The 19,796-nt window shown below is 71.2% G+C and carries 14 protein-coding genes, 2 tRNA genes and 1 riboswitch; of the genes, 9 read left to right on the top strand and 7 right to left on the bottom strand.

Going from position 1 to position 19,796, the window contains the following annotated elements; all coding sequences use genetic code 11:
• Positions 1–21 precede the first annotated feature (21 nt).
• From ACIBJG_RS03050 to ACIBJG_RS03040, 3 genes are all read left to right on the top strand, one after another.
• Entirely contained in the window at positions 22–3,051 is a 3,030-nt protein-coding gene (locus ACIBJG_RS03050; protein ID WP_399303341.1) for an FG-GAP-like repeat-containing protein, read from the top strand.
• Between the two features lie 103 nt (positions 3,052–3,154).
• On the top strand, positions 3,155–4,735 hold the full coding sequence (locus ACIBJG_RS03045) for an amino acid permease (protein WP_399303339.1): 1,581 nt from the start codon (positions 3,155–3,157) through the stop codon (positions 4,733–4,735).
• A 91-nt stretch (positions 4,736–4,826) separates the two neighbouring features.
• A tRNA-Lys gene (locus ACIBJG_RS03040) sits at positions 4,827–4,900 on the top strand.
• 128 nt (positions 4,901–5,028) lie between these two features.
• Here the strand turns inward: ACIBJG_RS03040 and ACIBJG_RS03035 are convergent.
• Complete coding sequence (locus tag ACIBJG_RS03035; protein WP_399303337.1) at positions 5,029–5,460, bottom strand: hypothetical protein; 432 nt, start codon at positions 5,458–5,460, stop codon at positions 5,029–5,031.
• Between the two features lie 232 nt (positions 5,461–5,692).
• Between ACIBJG_RS03035 and ACIBJG_RS03030 the strand changes: the two genes are divergently transcribed.
• Both ACIBJG_RS03030 and ACIBJG_RS03025 read left to right on the top strand, forming a co-directional pair.
• Positions 5,693–6,295 (top strand): hypothetical protein, encoded by a 603-nt coding sequence (locus ACIBJG_RS03030; RefSeq protein WP_399303335.1) that lies wholly within the window; start codon positions 5,693–5,695, stop codon positions 6,293–6,295.
• Between the two features lie 118 nt (positions 6,296–6,413).
• Positions 6,414–7,826 (top strand): NAD(P)/FAD-dependent oxidoreductase, encoded by a 1,413-nt coding sequence (locus tag ACIBJG_RS03025; protein WP_399303333.1) that lies wholly within the window; start codon positions 6,414–6,416, stop codon positions 7,824–7,826.
• A 120-nt stretch (positions 7,827–7,946) separates the two neighbouring features.
• On the opposite strand, the gene ACIBJG_RS03020 is transcribed toward ACIBJG_RS03025, so the two are convergent.
• Together ACIBJG_RS03020 and ACIBJG_RS03015 are read right to left on the bottom strand one after the other, a co-directional pair.
• A complete protein-coding gene (locus ACIBJG_RS03020) occupies positions 7,947–8,357 on the bottom strand; it encodes an SHOCT domain-containing protein (protein WP_399303849.1) in 411 nt (136 codons plus the stop codon).
• A 154-nt stretch (positions 8,358–8,511) separates the two neighbouring features.
• Positions 8,512–8,874 carry a hypothetical protein gene (locus ACIBJG_RS03015; protein WP_399303331.1) on the bottom strand — a complete coding sequence of 121 codons (363 nt, stop codon included), beginning with the start codon at positions 8,872–8,874 and terminating at the stop codon, positions 8,512–8,514.
• 458 nt (positions 8,875–9,332) lie between these two features.
• On the opposite strand from ACIBJG_RS03015, the gene ACIBJG_RS03010 reads away from it, so the two are divergent.
• The 4 genes from ACIBJG_RS03010 to ACIBJG_RS02995 all read left to right on the top strand — a co-directional run bounded on the left by ACIBJG_RS03010 (position 9,333) and on the right by ACIBJG_RS02995 (position 13,482).
• Positions 9,333–9,406 (top strand) — tRNA-Met (locus ACIBJG_RS03010).
• Between the two features lie 188 nt (positions 9,407–9,594).
• On the top strand, positions 9,595–10,782 hold the full coding sequence (locus ACIBJG_RS03005; RefSeq protein WP_399303330.1) for a PP2C family protein-serine/threonine phosphatase: 1,188 nt from the start codon (positions 9,595–9,597) through the stop codon (positions 10,780–10,782).
• Between the two features lie 265 nt (positions 10,783–11,047).
• A riboswitch (cyclic di-AMP (ydaO/yuaA leader) is annotated at positions 11,048–11,201 on the top strand.
• 11 nt (positions 11,202–11,212) lie between these two features.
• Positions 11,213–12,376 carry a M23 family metallopeptidase gene (locus ACIBJG_RS03000; protein ID WP_399303328.1) on the top strand — a complete coding sequence of 388 codons (1,164 nt, stop codon included), beginning with the start codon at positions 11,213–11,215 and terminating at the stop codon, positions 12,374–12,376.
• Positions 12,377–12,537: 161 nt separating this feature from the next.
• Positions 12,538–13,482: an aldo/keto reductase gene (locus ACIBJG_RS02995; RefSeq protein ID WP_399303326.1), complete on the top strand. Its 945-nt coding sequence runs from the start codon at positions 12,538–12,540 to the stop codon at positions 13,480–13,482.
• Here ACIBJG_RS02995 and ACIBJG_RS02990 read toward each other — a convergent pair.
• The 4 genes from ACIBJG_RS02990 to ACIBJG_RS02975 all read right to left on the bottom strand — a co-directional run bounded on the left by ACIBJG_RS02990 (position 13,479) and on the right by ACIBJG_RS02975 (position 19,315).
• Positions 13,479–15,161, bottom strand: a complete 1,683-nt coding sequence (locus ACIBJG_RS02990) for a PrsW family glutamic-type intramembrane protease (protein WP_399303324.1) — start codon at positions 15,159–15,161, stop codon at positions 13,479–13,481. The genes ACIBJG_RS02995 and ACIBJG_RS02990 overlap by 4 nt on opposite strands.
• A 180-nt stretch (positions 15,162–15,341) precedes the next feature.
• Positions 15,342–16,205 carry a tRNA (guanosine(46)-N7)-methyltransferase TrmB gene (gene trmB / locus ACIBJG_RS02985; protein WP_399303847.1) on the bottom strand — a complete coding sequence of 288 codons (864 nt, stop codon included), beginning with the start codon at positions 16,203–16,205 and terminating at the stop codon, positions 15,342–15,344.
• A 4-nt stretch (positions 16,206–16,209) separates the two neighbouring features.
• On the bottom strand, positions 16,210–17,466 hold the full coding sequence (lhgO, locus tag ACIBJG_RS02980; RefSeq protein ID WP_399303322.1) for an L-2-hydroxyglutarate oxidase: 1,257 nt from the start codon (positions 17,464–17,466) through the stop codon (positions 16,210–16,212).
• A gap of 133 nt (positions 17,467–17,599) precedes the next feature.
• Positions 17,600–19,315: a sporulation protein gene (locus ACIBJG_RS02975; RefSeq protein ID WP_399303320.1), complete on the bottom strand. Its 1,716-nt coding sequence runs from the start codon at positions 19,313–19,315 to the stop codon at positions 17,600–17,602.
• Between the last annotated feature and the right edge of the window lie 481 nt (positions 19,316–19,796).

Genomic DNA, 19,796 nt, shown 5'->3' with positions numbered 1-19,796 from the left:
GTTGTACGCAGTGCTGTCGCGGTGATCGCGGCACTTGGCATCGGGGCAGGGTTCGTCCCTCTCACCGCGGGCACGGCGGGGGCGGCCGGATTGCCGGCCGCACTCGTCATCCCGGCGGAGCAGAACCGGAACCCGAATGCGACCCGGCTGACCGGCGCGGGGGCGACCGGCTATCTGTGGGGTGTGGCGGGCGAGGGCTACAACTGGACCTCGTATGCCGATGGGTCCACCCGGCCGGTGCCGGTTCCCCCGGCGGTCCGGGGGGACGCTCATGTCGCAGGGACTGACGTAGTGACCTTCGTCGGAGGAGTGCGGCCCGTCCAGCGGGACATGAGAACCGGAGAGGAATGGACTCTTCCGATCCCCTCGGGCCAGCGCTACGGAGGAGTCTTCGGGCGCACGATCGTCACGATCGAAACCGTGGACGGTCAGGAGGCGTTGCACCGGTTGACCCGCGAAGGCGACCAGGTGGTGGACGACCTCGTTCAGGGTCTGCCCGCGGGGGCGACGCGCCTTCAGGTACGGGGGCACGGAGACGCGGGCGGCCTGTTCGTCGAGGCCAGGGTGGGCAGCGGGACGGTCGTGTACCGGCTGGACGCGGCGGGGCTGCATCCCACGGCTCTCCTCAGCGGGGTGGTCACGGGCGGCGGCGAACAGATGGTCCAGCAGTCCGCGGGCAGCGATGTTCTCCGTGTCTGGAACATGGCGGATCTTTCCGCTCCTGCCCATGAGCTCACCCTCCCCGGCCTGAGCCGCCGAGAGGTGGATGTGCTCGGAGTGGTGGGGCGGGACGTGCTGTTCACCCGCCCCTCTACGACCGGTTCCGCCGACGCGTCGATAGCCGACGACACGGTGCTGGCGGTCCCCGTGACCGGTGGCTCCGAGCGCGTGGTCCTGGACCGTGCTGCGTCGCTCGTGGCGTTCGAACCCGACGGGACGATGCTTCTGGGCAGGGTGCCCGAGGACGAGAGCGCTCTGCCTGCCGTGTACGCGATAGGCGCAGGAGCTGACGGAGCGCTGTCCACTCCCAGCCGAGTCGCCGAGGTGGCAGACATCGCCACTGTGGTCGAGGGCATGAGCATCGCGCAGGGACGGCTGCACACCATCGACAGGGTTCCGTTCGGGACGGCGCGGCTGCGCCGCACCGACGTATCGCTGAGCGGTGGTCCGACGGCCGGTCCCCGATCGGACCGGGGGCTGTTCAACGACTACGCCGGCTGTGACTGGGACTGGTGCGAGGACGCGCTGTCGACCGGCGACGGCCGGCTGGCGTACCAGGGGATCAACGGCAAGGGGCTGAGCGTCCTCGACGAGGGGGCGGTTCTCCCGGCCCGGAAGATCAACGACGACTCCACGTACCAGCAGCCGAACGACACCATGCAGGCGTCCGGCCGCTACTCCGTGGTGAGGATTCCGGGCCCGGCGTCGGACGACTACTCGCCCCGCCTGCGGGTCATCGACCTGGACACGGGCAGGGCCGTCTACACCGGCCCGGCCCAGGACCAGTACATGCCGGCGTTCACGATCAACGGAGCGACGCTCTGGGTCGAGGGCGCCACGGCCGGAGTCGTGGACGCACTCGACGTACGGACGGGCAAGGCCCTCCGCCGCGTGGACGTCGGCGACTGCAACATCAAGGACCTGCGGGCCAACGGCTCCGATCTCTACTGGGTGTGCGACAACGGCGCCGCCGGGGTGTACGGCACCGTCACGAAGAAGTCGGTCCGGCTTCCGGCGCACCGGAACGCGATGCTCGGCGACGGATACGTCGGCTGGGAGCAGGGCGGCGTCCTCAGCATCACCGATGTGCGAGGCACGACGGGCACACGCACCGTGGGGAAGCCCGCCAACGTAGAACCCGGGGAGGGCTGGACGCTCGACCGGTTCGGTGGCCCGCTCGTGTACGCGGACAAGGACGGCAACACGCACGTCGTGCCTTCCGGTGTGCCCACCACCGGTCTCTCCGTTCTCGACAAGGACGTTTCGGCCTCGGTCAATGCCAGGAGCACGTCCTGGTCGCCCCGCTGGTGGCTGTCGAAGCCGGCAGGCTCCTGGCAGCTGACCCTGAGGAGCAAGGCGACAGGAGCCACGGCGCGTACGTTCACCGGTGGTGAGGCACGTGGCCTGCTGTCGGCGACGTGGGACGGCAAGGACACGGCGGGCCGGCTGGTCGCCAACGGCGCGTACACCTGGACCCTGTCGGCGAAGCCGGCCGACGGGCAGGGCGCGGCGCTCTCGACGTCGGGTTCGGTGAACGTGACGGGCGGCACGGCTGTCGGTCGGGACTTCGTCGGTAACGACGGCTTCGGTGATCTGCTGGCGTTCACGTCGGCGGGTGTGGCGGATTTCCGTGGGGGTACGGGCAACGGGACCGGCACGGTGAGTTCGAAGGTGTCGGGGTCGGGCTGGACGGGTGCGAACGGCGTCACTGCGGCCGTCCCGTTCGATGACGTCAGTGGTGACCGGTGCAATGACGTGCTGGTGCGGGTGAAGAGCGGTGAGCTTCGGGCGTACAAGCCTTCGTGCGGTGGGGCGTTGAAGTCGACGACCGCGTACACGAAGGTCGGTTCGGGCTGGAATGTGTATGACGCGTTGACGTCGCCGGGTGACCTGACCGGGGACGGCCGGGCGGATGTGATCGCACGGGAGACGTCGACCGGATACCTGTATCTGTACGAGAGCAAGGGCGCCGGTGTCTTCAAGGGGCGAGTGAAGATCGGCACGGGCTGGAAGGGCTACCTGCTGGTCGGTGCCGGCGATCTGAACGGTGACGGCAAGGGTGACTTGCTGGCCCGGGACACGGCCGGGGTGTTGTGGCGGTACGCCGGGACCGGGGCGGGCGCGCTCGCGACCCGGGTGAAGGCCGGTGGCGGTTGGCAGGTCTACAACTCGCTCGTGGGTGTGGGCGATACGAGCGGTGACGGCAAGGCCGACCTCCTCGCCCGGGACACGGCAGGCGTGCTGTGGAGCTACCGCGGCGACGGCAAGGGCCTGTTCTCCACACGGGTCAAGGTCGGCGGCGGCTGGCAGATGTACTCCAGGCTCTCCTGACGGAGGCGTGATCCGCCCCTGATGGCGGCGGATCGCGCTCGAGCCGCGACACCGGTCCGCGTCCGACGCATGTCGTGCCCCCGGCGAGGGAATCGCTGGGGGCATGACAAGCAACCCACCTGGAGCGCCTTCCGGACAACCGTCCCCAGCCGGCCCGCCCGACCTGTCGAAGCACGCACCCGACGCAGCGCCCCCGCCCGCCGGTTCCGACGAGGCGCGGCTGGCCGAGCTCGGCTACACGCAGGTCCTCGCCCGCCGGATGTCCGCCTTCTCCAACTACGCGGTCTCTTTCACGATCATCTCGGTGCTCTCCGGCTGCCTGACGCTCTACCTGTTCGGCATGAACACCGGCGGTCCGGTCCTGATCACCTGGGGCTGGGTCGGTGTCGGCCTGATGACGCTGTTCGTCGGTCTGGCGATGGCCGAGATCTGCTCCGCGTACCCGACCTCCGCGGGCCTGTACTTCTGGGCCCACCGGCTGGCCCCGCCCCGCTCGGCGGCCGCGTGGGCCTGGTTCACCGGCTGGTTCAACGTGCTGGGCCAGGTCGCCGTGACCGCCGGGATCGACTTCGGGGCGGCGTCGTTCCTGGGCGCGTACCTGAACCTCCAGTTCGACTTCGGGGTCACCCCCGGCCGCACGATCCTCCTCTTCGCCGCGATCCTGCTGCTGCACGGCCTGCTGAACACCTTCGGCGTGCGCATCGTCGCGATCCTCAACAGCGTCAGCGTCTGGTGGCACGTGCTCGGCGTCGCCGTCATCGTCGGCGCGCTGACCTTCGTACCCGACTCGCACCAGTCGGCGTCGTTCGTCTTCACCGAGTTCGTGAACAACACCGGCTGGGGCAGCGGCTTCTACGTGGTGATGATCGGGCTGCTGATGGCGCAGTACACCTTCACCGGCTATGACGCCTCCGCCCACATGACGGAGGAGACGCACGACGCCGCGACCGCCGGCCCACGTGGCATCGTCCAGTCGATCTGGACCTCGTGGATCGCCGGTTTCGTCCTCCTCCTCGGCTTCACCTTCGCCATCCAGTCGTACGACGGGGCCCTGGCCTCCCCGACCGGTGCCCCGCCCGCCCAGATCCTCCTCGACGCCCTGGGCGCCACCACGGGCAAACTGCTACTCCTCGTGGTGATCGGCGCCCAGCTCTTCTGCGGCATGGCGTCCGTGACCGCCAACAGCCGGATGATCTACGCCTTCTCCCGGGACGGTGCCCTGCCGTTCTCCCGCGTCTGGCACACGGTCAGCCCCCGCACCCGCACCCCCGTGGCGGCGGTCTGGCTGGCCGCCTTCGGAGCGCTGGTCCTGGGCCTTCCGTACCTGATCAACGTCACGGCGTACGCGGCCGTCACCTCCATCGCGGTCATCGGCCTCTACATCGCCTATGTCATCCCCACCCTGCTCCGCCTCCTGCGCGGCGACGACTTCCGCCCCGGCCCCTGGCACCTCGGCCGCTGGTCCCGTCCCATCGGCATCGTCGCGGTGGTGTGGGTCGTCGTCATCACCGTGCTCTTCATGCTGCCCCAGGTCTCGCCCGTCACCTGGGAGACCTTCAACTACGCCCCGGTCGCCGTCCTGGTGGTCCTGGGCTTCGCCGCCACGTGGTGGTTCGCCTCGGCCCGCCACTGGTTCCTCAATCCCGATCACAAACGCACGATCGCCCGCACCGGGCCACGCTGAACCCGGCGGCGTCCACCACGACGGGGCCCGGCAACCGATACCCGATCGGCGGCCGGGCAACGGCGGGCTATGCTCGGGGGTGATTCGCCGAGGGCCGTTAGCTCAATTGGTCAGAGCAGCGGACTTTTAATCCGTTGGTTGTGGGTTCGAGTCCCACACGGCCTACGCGATGCAGGGCGGGGAAGCCTTGTCCGACCTGCTACTTAGCGCCTCGACCGGCTTCATCCGGTCGGGGCGCTTCGTCGTTCAGGCCGCTCGCGTGAGGGACGACCGGGTCGGCGACGCTGCTTCAGTCAGAGCATCCGAGCGGGTCGCCACTCGATGGTTTCCTGGATGCGCCTCAGCGCATGGGCAGGGAGCGATGGTCCTCGCACAAAGAGAATCCAGCGCCAAGAGCCGTCGTCCCATTGCTCTGCTCGGACGATCAGTTCCGGATCGTCTGCCGGATGCCAGGCAGCACCGGGCCAGCCATAGTCAAACGGTGCCTCCTCAAGAGGCTGCCGTACGAGCACTGCCTCCGGATCCACCCGATCGTTCTGCGGGAGCAGGTCCACAGCCACCATCCCCGTATCGGGGTCACCGTCCCGGTGGCTGACCTCCTGGAGAGGCCAGGGCCACCACCCCGGAACCGGCAGCAGGGGCTCCTCGTCGGCGTAGCGTTCACTCCACCGCCGAAACCTCTCACCGGCCAGCCGATCGGGTTCATCGGTTTCGAAGTCGGGCACGACCGGCTACCCCTTCGCGGTGATTCTGCAGAGGCTCGGATCCTTGGCTGATACGCACACGCTTCATCCGTCGCATGCGTACCGGCGGCGCCATCATCGCGCAAGCTCGAGCCTGCGGCCCGGCGGGCGCCCCGCAGGTTTCATGATCACGCTTTCGCCACATCCGGCGCCGACCGTTCCGCCAGGTCATACGGTGTCCTCTTGCACCCGCACATCCCTGGGGGGATCACACATGTCGTACGGCTATCCGCCACCGCAGCCCGGCCGGCCGGAACCCGAGTCGCAGGAGCCCTGGCAGTATCCGCCGCAGCCGGGTCCGGGGTGGGGCAGCCCGATGCCGCCGCCGAAGAAGGCGAACGTGGGGCTGATCGTCGGGGTCGGCTGCGGTGGGCTGCTCCTGGCGCTCGTCATCGTCGGCGCGATCGTGGCGCTGGTCAGCAGCGGCGACGACGGGAACGACCGGCCGGAGTCGGGCAGGCCGGTTGCCGACGCCCCGTCGGTGGCGGCGTCGGCGTCGGCGCCGGCCACGGAGAAGGCGACGGCCGGTCCCGAGGACGCCGAGCGGGACGTGACGATCACTGCGTGCACGGTCGACTCCCTGACGACGTGGGCGCATGCGGATGTGGAGATCCTCAACCACGGCAGTGACACGGCGACCTACATCATCCGGATGGAGTTCGTCGACCCGTCCGGTACGCGCCTGGCCGACGGGCTGGCGGTGACCAGCAACTTGGCTCCGGGGCAGAAGGCGAAGGAGAAGGCGCAGGGGGTCGGTGAGACCAAGGGCAAGGTGTCGTGCAGGGTGACCGAGGTCATGCGACAGCCGGCGGAGTGAGGTCCGCCGTCGGGACGCGGCGTCGCCTCGCCGGCATCTGCGGGAACCCGGAGTCCAGGTACGGGCCACCGCGCCCTCGGCTACCGTGAATGGCCAGCACGGTGCACAGGGAGCTGTATTGACACAGGTCGCGGTAGTCGGTGGCGGGATCGGCGGTCTGGCCGCCGCACTGTTCCTGGGCCGGCGGGGGCATGCGGTCACGGTGCTGGAGCGGGACGGACACCGGCCGGGGCGCGACCTCGACGCGGACTTCTTCGACTGGCGGCGCCCGGGGGTGCCGCAGGCCGCCCAGCCCCACGGGCTCCTGGCACCGGTCCGTACGGTGCTGCGCCAGGAGGCCCCCGACGTGTACGACGCGATGCTCCGGATGGGGGCGGGCGAACGCAACGAGCTGGAGTGGTTCGCCGAGCGCCCGCCCGTGCGTCCGGGGGACGACGACCTGGTCACGGTCCAGACGCGGCGCATCGTGCTGGAGGCCGCGCTCCACGATGCCGTTCACCGCGAACCGACCGTCGACGTCCGGCTCGGGGAGCCCGCCGAGGGGCTCGTCGTCGACCGCCGCCCCGGAGTACCCCGGGTGACGGCGGTGCGGTCGGGGTCCGGGCGGTACGACGCAGATCTGGTGCTGGACGCCGGCGGACGCCGTTCCCCGGTGCCGGGCTGGCTGGCGGAGGCGGGCTGCCGGGACGCCGTGGTGGAGACCCACCGCACCGGGATCGCGTACTTCTGCCGCTGGTACCGGCTGCGCCCCGAGGGGCCGAAGGATCCGGGGCGGGTGAAGGCTGGATCCGTGGCAGCCTTCGCGGTGGGCGGGGTGTTCCCGTCGGACAACGGCACCTTCGCGGTCTTCCTGACCGTGTCCACCGCCGACCCCACGCGTGGCGCGCTCCTGGACCCCGAGGTCTTCGAGAGGGTGGCCCGGACCTTTCCCGCCGTGGCCGCGTGGCTGGACCTGCGGCCCGAAGCGGTCTCCGGGGTGCTCGCGATGGGCGGCCTCGACAACCGCTGGACCGCCCTGTCCGACGCGGCCGGGCCCATCGTCACCGGCCTGGTCGGGGTCGGCGACGCGGTCACGCACACCAACCCCACGATGGGGCAGGGCGTGGCGCTGGCCCTGTGGGCGGCGCAGTGGGTGGCCGGTCACGTGGCACGGGCCGCCGACGACCCCGCGGCGTTCGCCGCCGGTCATCACCGCTGGGCCGGGCGGACCCTGCGCCCCTGGTTCGACGTCCAGGTCGCCATGGACCGCGCCAACGAGGCCCGGCTCGCCCGTCCCGCGCGGCGTTCGCCCGAGCCGCCCACGGAGGCGGCTCGTGGCACGGCGGCCGTGTCCGCCTGTTCCTGGGACGACCCGGTCGTGATGCGGGCACGTGCCCGCATCCGCCATCTCGTCCAGCCCGCCGATGAGGCCTACGGCACCGAGGAGGTGCGGGCCCGCGTGGCGCGCTGGCTGGCGGAGCACCCGGACTTCACCCCCGGGTTCGACGGCCCCGCCCGTGAGGAGTGGGAGTCGGCCGTACGCCGCACCTGACGGGCCGTGCCACGCGGGGCCTGGCTGCCCGTCGGCTTCCCGGCGTTCGCCGGGTACGTACGACGGTGTCGGTGCCGGCCGCGAAGGGGCGGCCGGCACCGACGCCGTGTGTCCGGGTGGTCAGACGAGGAGCTTCGTCTTCGCCCGCTGGTACTCCTCTTCAGAGATCGCGCCCTTGTCCTTGAGGTCCGCGAGCTTCGACAGGTCCTCGACGTGGCTGCTCTTCGGCGCGCCGTTCGCGTCGGACGTGCCCGCGGCATCTCTCACGTACGCCTTGAAGGCCGCATCACGTTCCTTCGCGTCCCTCGCGTCTCGTTCGCCCATGGACTTGCCGCGAGCGATCACGTAGATCAGCACGCCCAGATACGGCAGCACCAGAGCCAGGATCAGCCAGCCCGCCTTGGCCCATCCGCCGAGGTCGTGGCTGCGGAAAACGTCCATGATGACCCGGAACAGAAGGAACAGCCACATGATCCAGAGGAAGAACCAGAGCATGGTCCAGAACAGGTTGAGCAGGGGGTAGTCGTCCATCGTCCACTCCAGGCGCCGCGTCGAATGGCTGAATCCAAAATCAGTCATACCACCGCATTTATGCCTTCGCCCGTTGGAGTTCCTTTGTTCCGCCAGGAGGGGGAAGGGGGACGGGCGGGCGCGGTGCGACGCGGTGCGGCCTGGAATGCGGCGGCTACTTCTCCGGTACGGAGGTGGCGACGGAGGCTGCGTCGGCGGAGTGCTCCGCGGGCTCGGCCGGCTGCGGGACCGCGGACGCGGGAGCCGCCTCCGCCGCGCGTGCGGCCGCCGAGGCCTTCCGGCTGTGCACCAGGATTCCTATGAATCCGGCGATGAACCCACTGATCAGGCCCGAGATCGCGTGGTTGAGCGCGTTGACCGATTCGCTGTCCGGAAGGCCGATGGCGGCATAGTTCACCGCCGCGCTCATCACCGCACCCATCAGGCCGCCGATGGCGCCGCTGATCACGGCGGCGCGTACGGGGGAGGGAGAGGCGGCAGGGGCAGGGGCGGGGGCGGGGGTGAGCGGTGCGGTCATCGTCGAGGGCCCTCCAGACAGGCTGCGATGAGAGACCGGGAGCGACCGGCGGGGCGACTGCGCTCCGGGGTCTGCTCTCACGGGCAGCCCACCGGTCCGGGGGATGCAGCAGTTACCTTGCGACAGAACACGTGTTCCTTGCAACACCTTCTCGTTTTCAACACTTTGACGATCCGATGAAGATCATCCATGGATCATCCGGAGATGGTCCGAGGAGGTGGAAATGTCCTGGGGCCTCAAAGGGGCGGCAGAGCCGCTGTGTTCGGATGCCGCGACATCGGTTTGCGTTCCCTGTCCGGCGGTTGGGGGAGGGGTGTCGCCCGCGGACGCGGGGCCGTCATGGGCGGGCGTGCGGCCGCCCATGCGGCCGGTGGGCCGGCCCCGGGCGGCGCCCGCGGAGGCGTTCGCGCCGGGTGGTCATGAGTGCCTCGAACATGCCGTAGAGTTGTGTTTACCGACGCGGGGTGGAGCAGCTCGGTAGCTCGCTGGGCTCATAACCCAGAGGTCGCAGGTTCAAATCCTGTCCCCGCTACTGAAGAATCAGGCCCGGCATGCATACAGCGTGCCGGGCCTGATTCGTTTGTTCGCCGTCGGCCCGCCGGGTCGCTCGGTGCGAGCCGCACAGTGTGTACGCGTACCCCCATTGGCCGATGAGGAGTCGCCCCGCGACCCTGCTCCGGGAAACCTGGGGGTGGTGCGCGGTACCGTCCGCGGCCGTGGATGGACCGGGCAGGAGACCAGCAGGTGGGGAAGCGGGAGAAGCGGCGGAAGAGGCCTGTCGGTGACGTGCGGGCCCGCCGGTTCGTCCGGGCGCTGCCCGCGCTGATGATCGTCGGGGGCGTGCTGTTCGACGCCGTGACCCGGCCCGAGTTCACCGCCATCCCCTTGTACGCGGCGGCTCCGCTGATCGCCGCGCCGTTCTTCTCGCTGGCCGGCACCGTCTGTGCCGGGGCTGCCGCGCTGCTGGCGGTCGTCGGTTTGCGGGCCTACAGCGGCACCCTGTTCGAGGTCGTACCCTCCATCGAACTGCTCACCGTCCTCACCGTCTCCGTCCTCGCTGTGGTGATCAACGGGGTCGTGCGGCGCAGCAACGAGCAACTGGCTTCGGCCCGCGTCATCGCGGAGACCGCGATGCGCGCTGTGCTGCCGACACCGGCCGAGCGGATCGGCGGGCTGCATGTGGCCGCGCGGTACGAGGCGGCGCAGGCGGACGAGTTCGTCGGCGGCGACCTGTACTCGGTGACGGACACCCCTCAGGGCGTGCGGCTGGTGGTCGGGGACGTGCGTGGCAAGGGGCTGGAAGCCGTGGAGACGGTGGCGGTGGTCATCGGAGCCTTCCGGGAGGCGGCCGAGGGGGAGGAGACCCTGGAGGGCGTGGCGCAGCGGCTGGAGCGTGCGCTGGCGCGGGAGTCGAGCCGGCGCGGCGGCCTCGACGCGGTGGAGGGCTTCATCACCGCGGTGCTCGTGGAGATCCCGCCGGGTGCGGCCCGGGCGCGGATCGTCAACCGCGGACACCCCGAGCCGCTGCTGCTGCACACGGACGGGGCGCTGGAGGTGCTCGGTCCGTCGTTGCCCGCGCTGCCGCTGGGGATGGACCTGGGGGCGTGGCCGGACCGGGCCGACGAGTGGGACCTGCCTGCCGGGGCGACACTCCTCCTCTATACGGACGGCCTCTCCGAGGCCCGTAATGCCGGAGGGGTCTTCTATGACCCCGCCGAGCGGCTGCGAGGACGGATCTTCCCGGGGCCGGAGGAGCTTCTCTCCGCGCTGACCGATGACGTGCGGCTGCACACGGGCGGCGAGTCGACGGACGACATGGCGCTCCTCGCGGTCGGGCGGCCCGCGGAGGGCCAGTCGGACCGGCGCAGGACCGTGAAGATCGTCGGCCTGGGAGACGGTGGCGGCTGAGCCCGCGCCGGGTGGGCGGGAGCGGTGGGCCGCAATGCCACCGTCCGTAACCGAAGGGCACCCCTCCGCATAACATTTGACGCAACATCAGAAAGTGGATGGCGGGTGAAGGGTGATCAACTCGCCCGATTCCACCCGGTTGTGTCCCGTAAAGTCCAGGCCAAGGACGTGAACGATCAGTGGGAACGGCTTGGAATCGGACCCCGGTGTCTATTAACGTTCGATAACGCAGCGCGGTTGTCCCAGCCGCCGTCAGTGGCGGCACCGTGCGCGAGCGCCGAATTCCGCAAGGGAACCGGGGAACCACCTACATGGGGTGAATCGGGCATCTCTGTCTTGTTACGAGACGGAGGAACCCGTAGGAGACCTTCCTGCTCCGAACCCGTCAGCTAACCCGGTAGGCGAGAAGGAAGGAAAGGAGTGCGCCCCCGTGGCGTCCAACAAGCCTGCCCCCGAAGCTCCCTCCCGGTTCGGGTCCGAGTACGGCGATGACTTCGCGACCCGGCCCGCCACCGCTTTCGGTACGGAGTACGGGGTCGACTACGCGACCGATTACGGGACCGATCGGGGCAGTGACTTCGGCAACGACTTCCGCGCCGACGAGGCCGGGCCCGACCGGGCCTGGGAGGAATGGAATCCCACCGAGGAGTCCGTCCGCCCCGTCCGCGGCAAGCACCGCGTCGCCAAGCAGCGCAATGGTCTGGCCCGCAGCTCCACCGTCCTCGGCGTCGGCGTCATCGCGGCCGTCGGTGCGGGTGGCATGGCCACCGCCCAGAGCAAGCCGCCGGTCTCCATCTCTCTTCCCGATTCCATCGCGGACAACCTCCCCGACGCCAAGTCCCTCCCGGGCGTCGGCGCACTGTTCTCGGGCAAGTCCGAGGACAGTGCCGAGAAGACCGAGACCGCTTCCGCCCCGCTGACGACCGCCGGCATCACCACCGCCGAGGCCGAGCAGGGCACCACCGACGCGGGTGAGGCACTCCGCGCCCGCATCCTCCAGCAGGCCGAGCAGCAGCAGGACGCCGCCGACGCCGAGGTCAAGGCGGCAGCGGAGAAGGCCGCCGCGGAGAAGGCCGCCACGGAGGCGAAGAAGAAGCAGGACGCCGCCGAGGCCAAGATCGCCGCCGAGAAGAAGAAGGCGGCGGAGGAGGCGGCGAAGAAGGCGGAGGCCCTGCGGCTCGCCAAGCTCGCCGCCAGCTACGCCATCCCCACCTCCTCGTACACGATCACCTCGACCTTCGGCGAGGCCGGATCGATGTGGTCCTCCGGCTACCACACGGGCCTCGACTTCGCGGCGCCCACCGGCACGCCGATCAAGGCGATCCACAGCGGCACGGTCAAGTCGGCCGGCTACTCCGGTTCCTACGGCTACCGCACGGTCCTGGAGCTGGAGGACGGCACGGAGCTGTGGTTCTGCCACCAGTCCTCGATGGATGTCAGCATCGGCCAGAAGGTCACCACCGGCGACACCATCGGACGCGTCGGCGCGACCGGCAACGTGACCGGCCCGCACCTCCACCTGGAGGTCCACACCGCGGACGGCACCGGCATCGACCCGATGGCCTGGCTGAGCGCCCGGGGCCTGACGGTCTGAGACCGCCCACCCCGCGCCGGTTCTCCGGCCGATGAAACCCCGGCAGCCCTGACGCTCACCCCCCGACGTCAGGGCTGCCGGTCTGTCCCCGGCCGCCGGGCTGGTCCGTTCAGATGTGCGGGCCACGGAATAGCGGAGCGGGTGGCAGCGGTTGTCCCCCCATGACTTCTCTCCGCACGCTCGGCTCGTCGGGCCTTCAGGTCTTCCCCCTCGCCCTCGGTGGCAACGTCTTCGGCTGGACCGCCGACGAGGCGCAGTCCTTCGCCGTCCTCGACGCGTACGCGGCGGCCGGCGGCAACTTCGTCGACACCGCCGACGGCTACTCGGCCTGGGTCCCCGGCAACGAGGGCGGCGAGTCCGAGACGCTCATCGGCAAGTGGCTCGCCGCGCGCGGCAACCGCTCCGACATCGTCGTGGCCACCAAGGTCGGCGCCCACCCCGCGTACAAGGGGCTCTCCGCCACCACCATCAAGGCCGCCGCCGAGGAGTCGCTGCGCCGGCTCGGCACCGACCACATCGACCTCTACTACACGCACTTCGACGACGAGGCGGTCCCGGTCGAGGAGATCATCACCGCCCTTGACCAGTTGGTGAAGGACGGCAAGGTCCGCGAGATCGCCGCGTCCAACATCAGCCCGCAGCGGCTGCGGGCCTCGCTGGACTTCTCGGAGCGCGAAGGGCTCGCCCGCTACGTGGCCCTGCAGCCGCACTACAACCTCGTCTCCAGGGACACGTACGAGGGCGAACTCCAGGACACCGCCGCCGAAGCCGGCCTCGCGGCCGTCCCGTACTACGCCCTCGCCTCCGGGTTCCTCACCGGCAAGTACCGTCCGGGCACGGCCGTCGAGAGTGCCAGGGCCGGGAGCGCCGGCACGCACCTGGAGTCGGAGCGCGGCCGGAAGGTGCTCGCCGCACTCGACAAGGTGGCGCAGGAGCGGGACGCGGAGATCGCGACCGTGGCGCTGGCGTGGCTGGCTGCCCGGCCGACCGTCGCCGCACCGATCGCCTCGGCCCGTACGGTCGAGCAGCTTCCGGCGCTGGTGGCCGTCGCCGGCCTGCGGCTGACGCAGCAGGAGCTGACGGACCTCACCGAGGCTTCCGCCTAACCCCGTTGCCCGTACTCCGGTGGATTCGTACAGGGGGGACCATGCTGGTTGTACGGCGGGTTCGCGTGCGGGGGGCGGGGCTGGTTGTACGGCGGGTTCGCGTGCGCGGGGCGGGGCTGGTCGTACGGGGGGTTCGTGTACGGCGGTGCGCTGTAGGGCTGCCCGCCGTACGGGTGTGCCGCGTACGGGTATGCGGCGTACGGGTACGGCCGGTGCACGGCGGGCACGGGACGGGGGCGCAGCCGGACCGCGGCCTGCGCCGCGTACGCCAGCGCGGGGCCGGCGGTCTCCCTGCGCTGCCACAAGTGGTGCAGCAACTCCCGCTCGCGTTCGGCGAAGTCCGGGCCCGCCGTGCCACGGCGGGCCTGCCGGCGAAGAAAGGCCAGTGAGGTCGCGAACGACTCGTACTCGGCGACCGTACGGGCCGCCGCCCTGCCCCGCGCCTTCACTTCCTTCCGCGCCGCGGCGGATATGCGGGGGTGGGCATGGGCATGGGCGGGGTGGTGGGCGTGCGCGGGAGTGTACGCCGGGTGGTACGCGTGGCCTTGGGGCCTCCCGTACGGGTCGCTCGCTGTCGCTGTCGCTGCCGCGGCGCGTTGGCGTGCGATGTCCCTGGCCATGCCGCGGGCCCTCATCGAGGAGAGGGCGAGAGGCTCGGCGGCGGACAGCCAGCCGGCCACGGCGTACGCCGGCAGCTCGACGCCGAGGGCGTGCAGCTCGCGCCGTCGGGCCCAGACCGCCAGCCAGGTCACCAGCCCGAAGGCCGGGACCATGAAGGCCCCGTACACGGCGTAGAAGCCGTACGGGCCGAACGTGGACGACCCGTTCCACAGGGCGTGCATGCCCATCGCGAGGAGCAGGCCCAGCAGCGGAAGCGCGATGCGCCGGACCCGCTGATGGCGCGCACTGCTCGCGGCGATGCCGAAACCGATACCGGTCAGCACGGTGAAGAGCGGATGGGCGAACGGCGACATCACCGCACGTACGAAGAACGTCGCCACGGTCACCGAGGCGAAGCCCGAACCCATCTGCTGGTCCTCGCCGAAGGCGTTGCCGAGATAGAGGATGTTCTCCGTGAAGGCGAACCCCGTCGCGGTGAAACCGGCGACGACCACGCCGTCCACGATTCCGCCGAAGTCCCGCCGCCGGAACAGGAAGAGCAGCAGTACGGCCGCCGCCTTGGCGCTCTCCTCCACGACGGGCGCTATGACCGTGGCGCCCAGCGTGTCCGCGCTGCCGGGGTCTGCCGTGGCGGTGGCGATCCACCGCGTCGCGAAGGAATTGGCGAGGATCGCGACCAGGGCGGCCGCGCAGGCGCCCCAGGCGAAGGCGAACAGCATGTTGCGCCACGGTCCGGGTTCGACCCGGTCCAGCCAGCGGAACGCCGTCATCAGGACCGGGACGGGCAGCACGGCCAGCCCCAGCCCGACGAGGAAGCCCTGCGTCCCCGTCTGGTCGCGGACCAGGGCCAGGATCACCAGACCGCAGAGCGCCAGCACGGTGAAGACGGCGATGACGCGGAGCGTTCTGCTCCGCCACAGCATCCCGACGCGGCGCGGACGGTACCGCCACTGGCCCCGGTCCGGCACGGCAGCCAGAACCTCGCCGACCAGCTGCTCCTCGAGCACCGGTACGGCCGGCTGCGAATGCCGCTGCTGCTGAACAGACCCGTCGGACACCCCACGACCCTAACCAGCGGGACTGACAACGGCCATGGCGCGTGGACCGCGCGGCATGGACCGCGTGGACGGCATGGACCGCGTGGACCGCACCCGGATCGACGGAAGTCCCGTTCGGAGGTCGCCCGGAGGCCGTCCAAAGGCCGCCCGGAGGCGGTTCGCGGGCCGTTCAGGGGCCCTTCAGTGGCGGGCGAAGAGAAGGTCGTGCACCACGTGGCCCTTGTCCAGGCCCTGTCCCTCGAACCGGGTCAGCGGCCGGAACGCGGGCCGTGGCGCGTAGCCACCGTCCGCCGCCGTGTTCTCGAAGCGGGGGTGCGCGGTCAGCACCTCCAGCATCTGCTCGGCGTACGGCTCCCAGTCGGTCGCGCAGTGCAGGACCGCTCCGGGCTTCAGCCGCTGTGCCACCAGGTCGAGGAACTCCGGCTGGATCAGCCGGCGCTTGTGGTGGCGCGACTTGGGCCATGGGTCGGGGAAGTACACCCGCAGCCCGTCCAGCGCGTCAGGCTTCAGCATCTCGCGCAGCAGGATGATCGCGTCACCGTTGGCGACCCGGATGTTGGACATGCCGTTCCGGTCCGCGAGACGCAGCAGATTGCCCTGGCCCGGGGTGTGCACGTCGACAGCGAGGATGCCGGTGCCCGGGTCGTCGGCGGCCATCTGCGCGGTGGCCTCTCCCATGCCGAAGCCGATTTCCAGGACCACGGGCAGTCCGTCGAACAGCTCGGGCAGATCGAGGACGCGCAGCCCGTCGATGTCCAGGCCCCACTTCGGCCAGAGCCGCTCCAGGGCGTCCTGCTGGCCGGGCGAGACCCGGCTGCGGCGCGGCTGGAAACTGCGGATCCGGCGTTCGTGGTGCGAGCCGGCCGGATCGGCGGCGGGACCGCCGGGGAAGCGGGGCTCCTGGCGCAGCCTGCGCGCACGGTCCAGAGCCGCGGCACGCAGCTCGTCCGGGATTCCGGCGGTCGCGGGTGCGCCGGCCGTCAGGCCGGCTCCGGGCGCGGCTCCGGGCTCGGCGTCGCCGGGCGTCGCGGGGGAGGGGTTCATGGGCTCAGACACAATGACCTGATTCTACGGCGGGCGGCTTCCACCCCGTCCCCTGTGCCCGGAGCAGCGCCCGGCGTGCCACCTCCCGCCCGATGGGCAGCGCGGCCGTGGCGGCGGGCGACGGGGCGTTCAGCACGTGCACGGTGTGCGGGGCCTCGCGGATCAGGAAGTCGTCCACGAGTGTGCCGTCCCGCAGCACGGCCTGGGCCCTGACCCCGGCCGGGGCGGGGCGCAGGTCGGCCTCCGTCACGTCGGGCAGGAGGCGCCGCACGGCCGCCGTGAACGCGTGCTTCGACAGCGAGCGGTGCACCTCGCCCGCCCCGTATCTCCAGTGCCGGCGGGCCATCCGCCAGGAGCCCGGCCAGCTCATCGTGTCCAGCAGCTCACGGGGGCGTACGACAGGCCAGCCGTATCCCTCGCGGGCCAGGGCCGGTACCGCGTTCGGCCCGACGTGGACGCTGCCGTCGTGGCCCCGGGTCAGATGGACGCCGAGGAACGGGAACGCCGGGTCCGGCACCGGATAGACCAGGCCACGCACCAGCTCGGGCCGGGCCAGCTCGTAGTACTCCCCCCGGAACGGCACGATGCGCATCCCCGGGTCGTCGCCCGCCAGCCGCGCCACGTGGTCGCAGTGCAGCCCCGCGCAGTTGACCAGCACCCGGGCCCGCACCACCAGGCCGTCCGCCGTCCGCACCGCGACGCCCCACGGCCGCCGGTCGATCTCGGTGACCTCGGCGCCGAACCTGATCAGGCCGCCGCCGCCCCGCACCTCGGTGGCGAACCGCTCGGCGACCGCGCCGAAGTCGCACACACCCGTCGTGCCCACCCGGATCGCGGCGAGGCCCCGCACCCGCGGTTCGTACTCGGCGATCTGCGCGGGCCCCAGCTCGCGCACCGGCAGCCCGTGCTCCCGGCCGCGCTGTACCAGCGAGTGCAGCCGGGGGAGCTCGGAGCGGCCGGTCGCGACGATCAGCTTGCCGGTCACGGCGTGCGCGATGCCGTGCTCCCGGCAGAAGTCGACCATCTCGGCCGCGCCGCGCACCGCGTACCGCGCCTTCAGCGAGCCCGGGGTGTAGTAGATGCCGCTGTGGATCACTCCGCTGTTGCGCCCGGTCTGGTGGCGCGCCGGGCCCCACTCCTTCTCCAGCACCATCACCCGCGTGCCCGGTGCGGTCCGTGTGATCGCATACGCGGCCGACAGGCCGACGATCCCGCCGCCGATCACCAGCACATCGCAGTCGTACGCCGCGTGCGTCATCATCACGCCACCTCCCAACCCGATAGTGCACTGACCCACTGACAACGCACTCAAACCAGTGCGGGCACAGCGTGGCGCATCCCGTGCGGGCCCGGCCGGGACGCGGACCCGGCACGCGGGCCCGCGCCGGGCGCGGCTACGCGGGGGCGACCAGCAGCGGACGGGCGCGCTCCCGCAGCTCGACGACGCGCGGCTCGTCCCCGTAGGGCTCCAGCCGGTGCAGCAGGTCGCGCACGTACTCGGTGGTCCGGGCCGACGAGATGCGGCCCGCCACCTCGACGGCCCGGGTACCCGCCGCGCAGGCCGCGTCCAGGTTTCCCGACTCCAGCTCGGCGACGGCCGAGACGACGAGCCGCAGACCGTGCGAGCGGACGAACTCCTCGGTGGGTCTGGACAGCGCCTGTTCGGTGAAGCGCCGCACCTGTCGCGGCGCCTTCAGGTCGAGGTGGCACTCCGCGGCGTCGGCCGCGAACCGGTCGTACGAGTAGAAGCCCAGCCACGACGGGTCCGCGTCGCCGTCCCGGGAACGCTCCAGCCACCCCTCGGCCGCCTTCAGCGCGGCCCCGGCGGCCGGTGCGTCGTTCGCCTTCGCATGGGCGCGGGCTTCGACCAGGCGGAAGAAGCTCATGGTGCGTGCCGTCGCGAGACCGCGGTTGCGCTCGACCGCCGCCTGAGCGAGGTCGACGCCCTCGTCGGCGAAGCCGCGATAGGTCGCCTGAAGCGACATGGACGCGAGAACATAGCCGCCGAGGGGTACGTCGGCCGCGGCCCGTGCCAGCCGCAGCGCCTGGATGTAGTAGCGCTGGGCAGCCTCCTGCTGACCGGTGTCGAAGGCCATCCACCCGGCGAGCCTGGTCAGTTCGGCCGCCGCGCCGAAGAGCGCCCGGCCGACCTCGTCGCTGTACGAACCCAGCAGCAGCGGTGCCGCGTCGACCCGTAAACACTCCGGGACCATGGACGAACGCCAGTCCCCGCCGCCGTACTTGGAGTCCCAGCGGCGTGCGTCCTGGGCGGCCTCCCGCAGTTTGGACACATCGCTGTGGCCGACCCGCAGCGGCGACACGTCGGGCGCGGAGTGCGCGGAGTCCGGGCCCGGCTGCACGGGGATCGACAGCCCGTGCCCGGGAGCCGGCGTCGTGCCGTGGCCGGTCATGAGGGAGGTGCCGGGCCCGGCGGCCGCGCGGTGCCCGGGAGCCGTTGCCGTCGACTGCTTCGACGCGTCCTGCGCCGGGCCGGAGCCCGAGCCGCCCTCCGGCCCGAGGGAGCCGGGCGGAAGGGGAACACCCCGCGCGCTCGATGCCCCTTGCGCCCCTGCTGCGCCCTGTGCGCCCTGCGTGCTGTGTTTACCGAGGATCGCCGCCACAGCCGTCGTCGAGGCGCGTGCCACCGACGGGTCGGCGGGGGATATCAGCCAGCGGGACGCCGGGGTCGCGTACGCACTCACCGAGAACGAACCCGCCAGCGACTGCCAGATCCCGCCACTGCCCGCTCGTCGCCCGGCCAGATCCAGCCGGTACAGCTCGGTCGCCGAACGGACCGCCTCACCTACATCGCGGGGGAACGCCAGCCCGACCTCCGGCGCCGGGTCGGCGTCGGCCAGCCCGATCTCGTGCAGCGGGACAGGCCGGCCGAGCTTGGCGCCGATCGCCGCGGCGATGAGATGGGGCGCGGCACCCTGCGGCACCATGCCCTTGGAGACCCACCGGGCCACCGAGGTCTTGTCGTACCGAAGTGTCAGTCCGCGCTGCGCCCCGAGGTCGTTGACCCGCCGGGCGAGCCCGGCGTTGCTGATTCCCGCGAGGGCGAGAACGGTTCCGAGCTTCTCGTTCGGTCCGCGTTGCTCCCTGGACATGCGCCACCCCTCGACACACAGACGGCAGCCGCGTCACCGATGCGGCGCGCGGCATTCGTACCGGGTTCTCCCCAGGGACGGACCCCGGCACTCCGGCCGCACACGCATTTGGCCGAGCCCCGAGGAATATGCCGCCCTGCTGAGAACATCAGTAAACCCAGCGTAGTTCGCCGCATCCCTACCGTTAAGGGCCAGACGTCCGTATGGCGGGATTGTTGTCCGTACCGGCCACACGCGGGGGGCGACGGGGAACCGAACGGCGTGAGGGGCCGAAGGGGCGGCATGGGCGAACGGGGGGCGGACGCCACGCGAAGGAATAGCGGAGGAAGGGCGGAGGAAAGGAGAGGGCTCGGGGGAGAGGGTGTGGGGTCCGCCTGCACCCTGTACGGAGATTGGCGGGACCGCTCCCGGGCGGGGCGGCCGGGAGTCCCGGACGGGGCGGGCGGGGAGCGGGAAGAGGTGCGCGTCGCCGGCCGGTCTC

The organism is Streptomyces sp. NPDC050422, assembly GCF_044458665.1.
In the GTDB taxonomy this organism is placed as follows: domain Bacteria; phylum Actinomycetota; class Actinomycetes; order Streptomycetales; family Streptomycetaceae; genus Streptomyces.
Note: the sequence above shows the minus strand (reverse complement) of the source record. Positions and strands in the feature narration are given on the sequence as shown.

Coding starts and splice junctions, on each gene's coding strand:
- ACIBJG_RS03005 (WP_399303330.1), top strand. CDS start 9,595: ATGGACCGGGCAGGAGACCAGCAGGTGGGGAAGCGGGAGAAGCGGCGG.
- ACIBJG_RS03015 (WP_399303331.1), bottom strand. CDS start 8,874: ATGACCGCACCGCTCACCCCCGCCCCCGCCCCTGCCCCTGCCGCCTCT.
- ACIBJG_RS03020 (WP_399303849.1), bottom strand. CDS start 8,357: ATGGACGACTACCCCCTGCTCAACCTGTTCTGGACCATGCTCTGGTTC.
- lhgO (WP_399303322.1), bottom strand. CDS start 17,466: ATGATGACGCACGCGGCGTACGACTGCGATGTGCTGGTGATCGGCGGC.
- ACIBJG_RS02995 (WP_399303326.1), top strand. CDS start 12,538: ATGACTTCTCTCCGCACGCTCGGCTCGTCGGGCCTTCAGGTCTTCCCC.
- ACIBJG_RS03030 (WP_399303335.1), top strand. CDS start 5,693: ATGTCGTACGGCTATCCGCCACCGCAGCCCGGCCGGCCGGAACCCGAG.
- ACIBJG_RS03045 (WP_399303339.1), top strand. CDS start 3,155: ATGACAAGCAACCCACCTGGAGCGCCTTCCGGACAACCGTCCCCAGCC.
- trmB (WP_399303847.1), bottom strand. CDS start 16,205: ATGAACCCCTCCCCCGCGACGCCCGGCGACGCCGAGCCCGGAGCCGCG.
- ACIBJG_RS02975 (WP_399303320.1), bottom strand. CDS start 19,315: ATGTCCAGGGAGCAACGCGGACCGAACGAGAAGCTCGGAACCGTTCTC.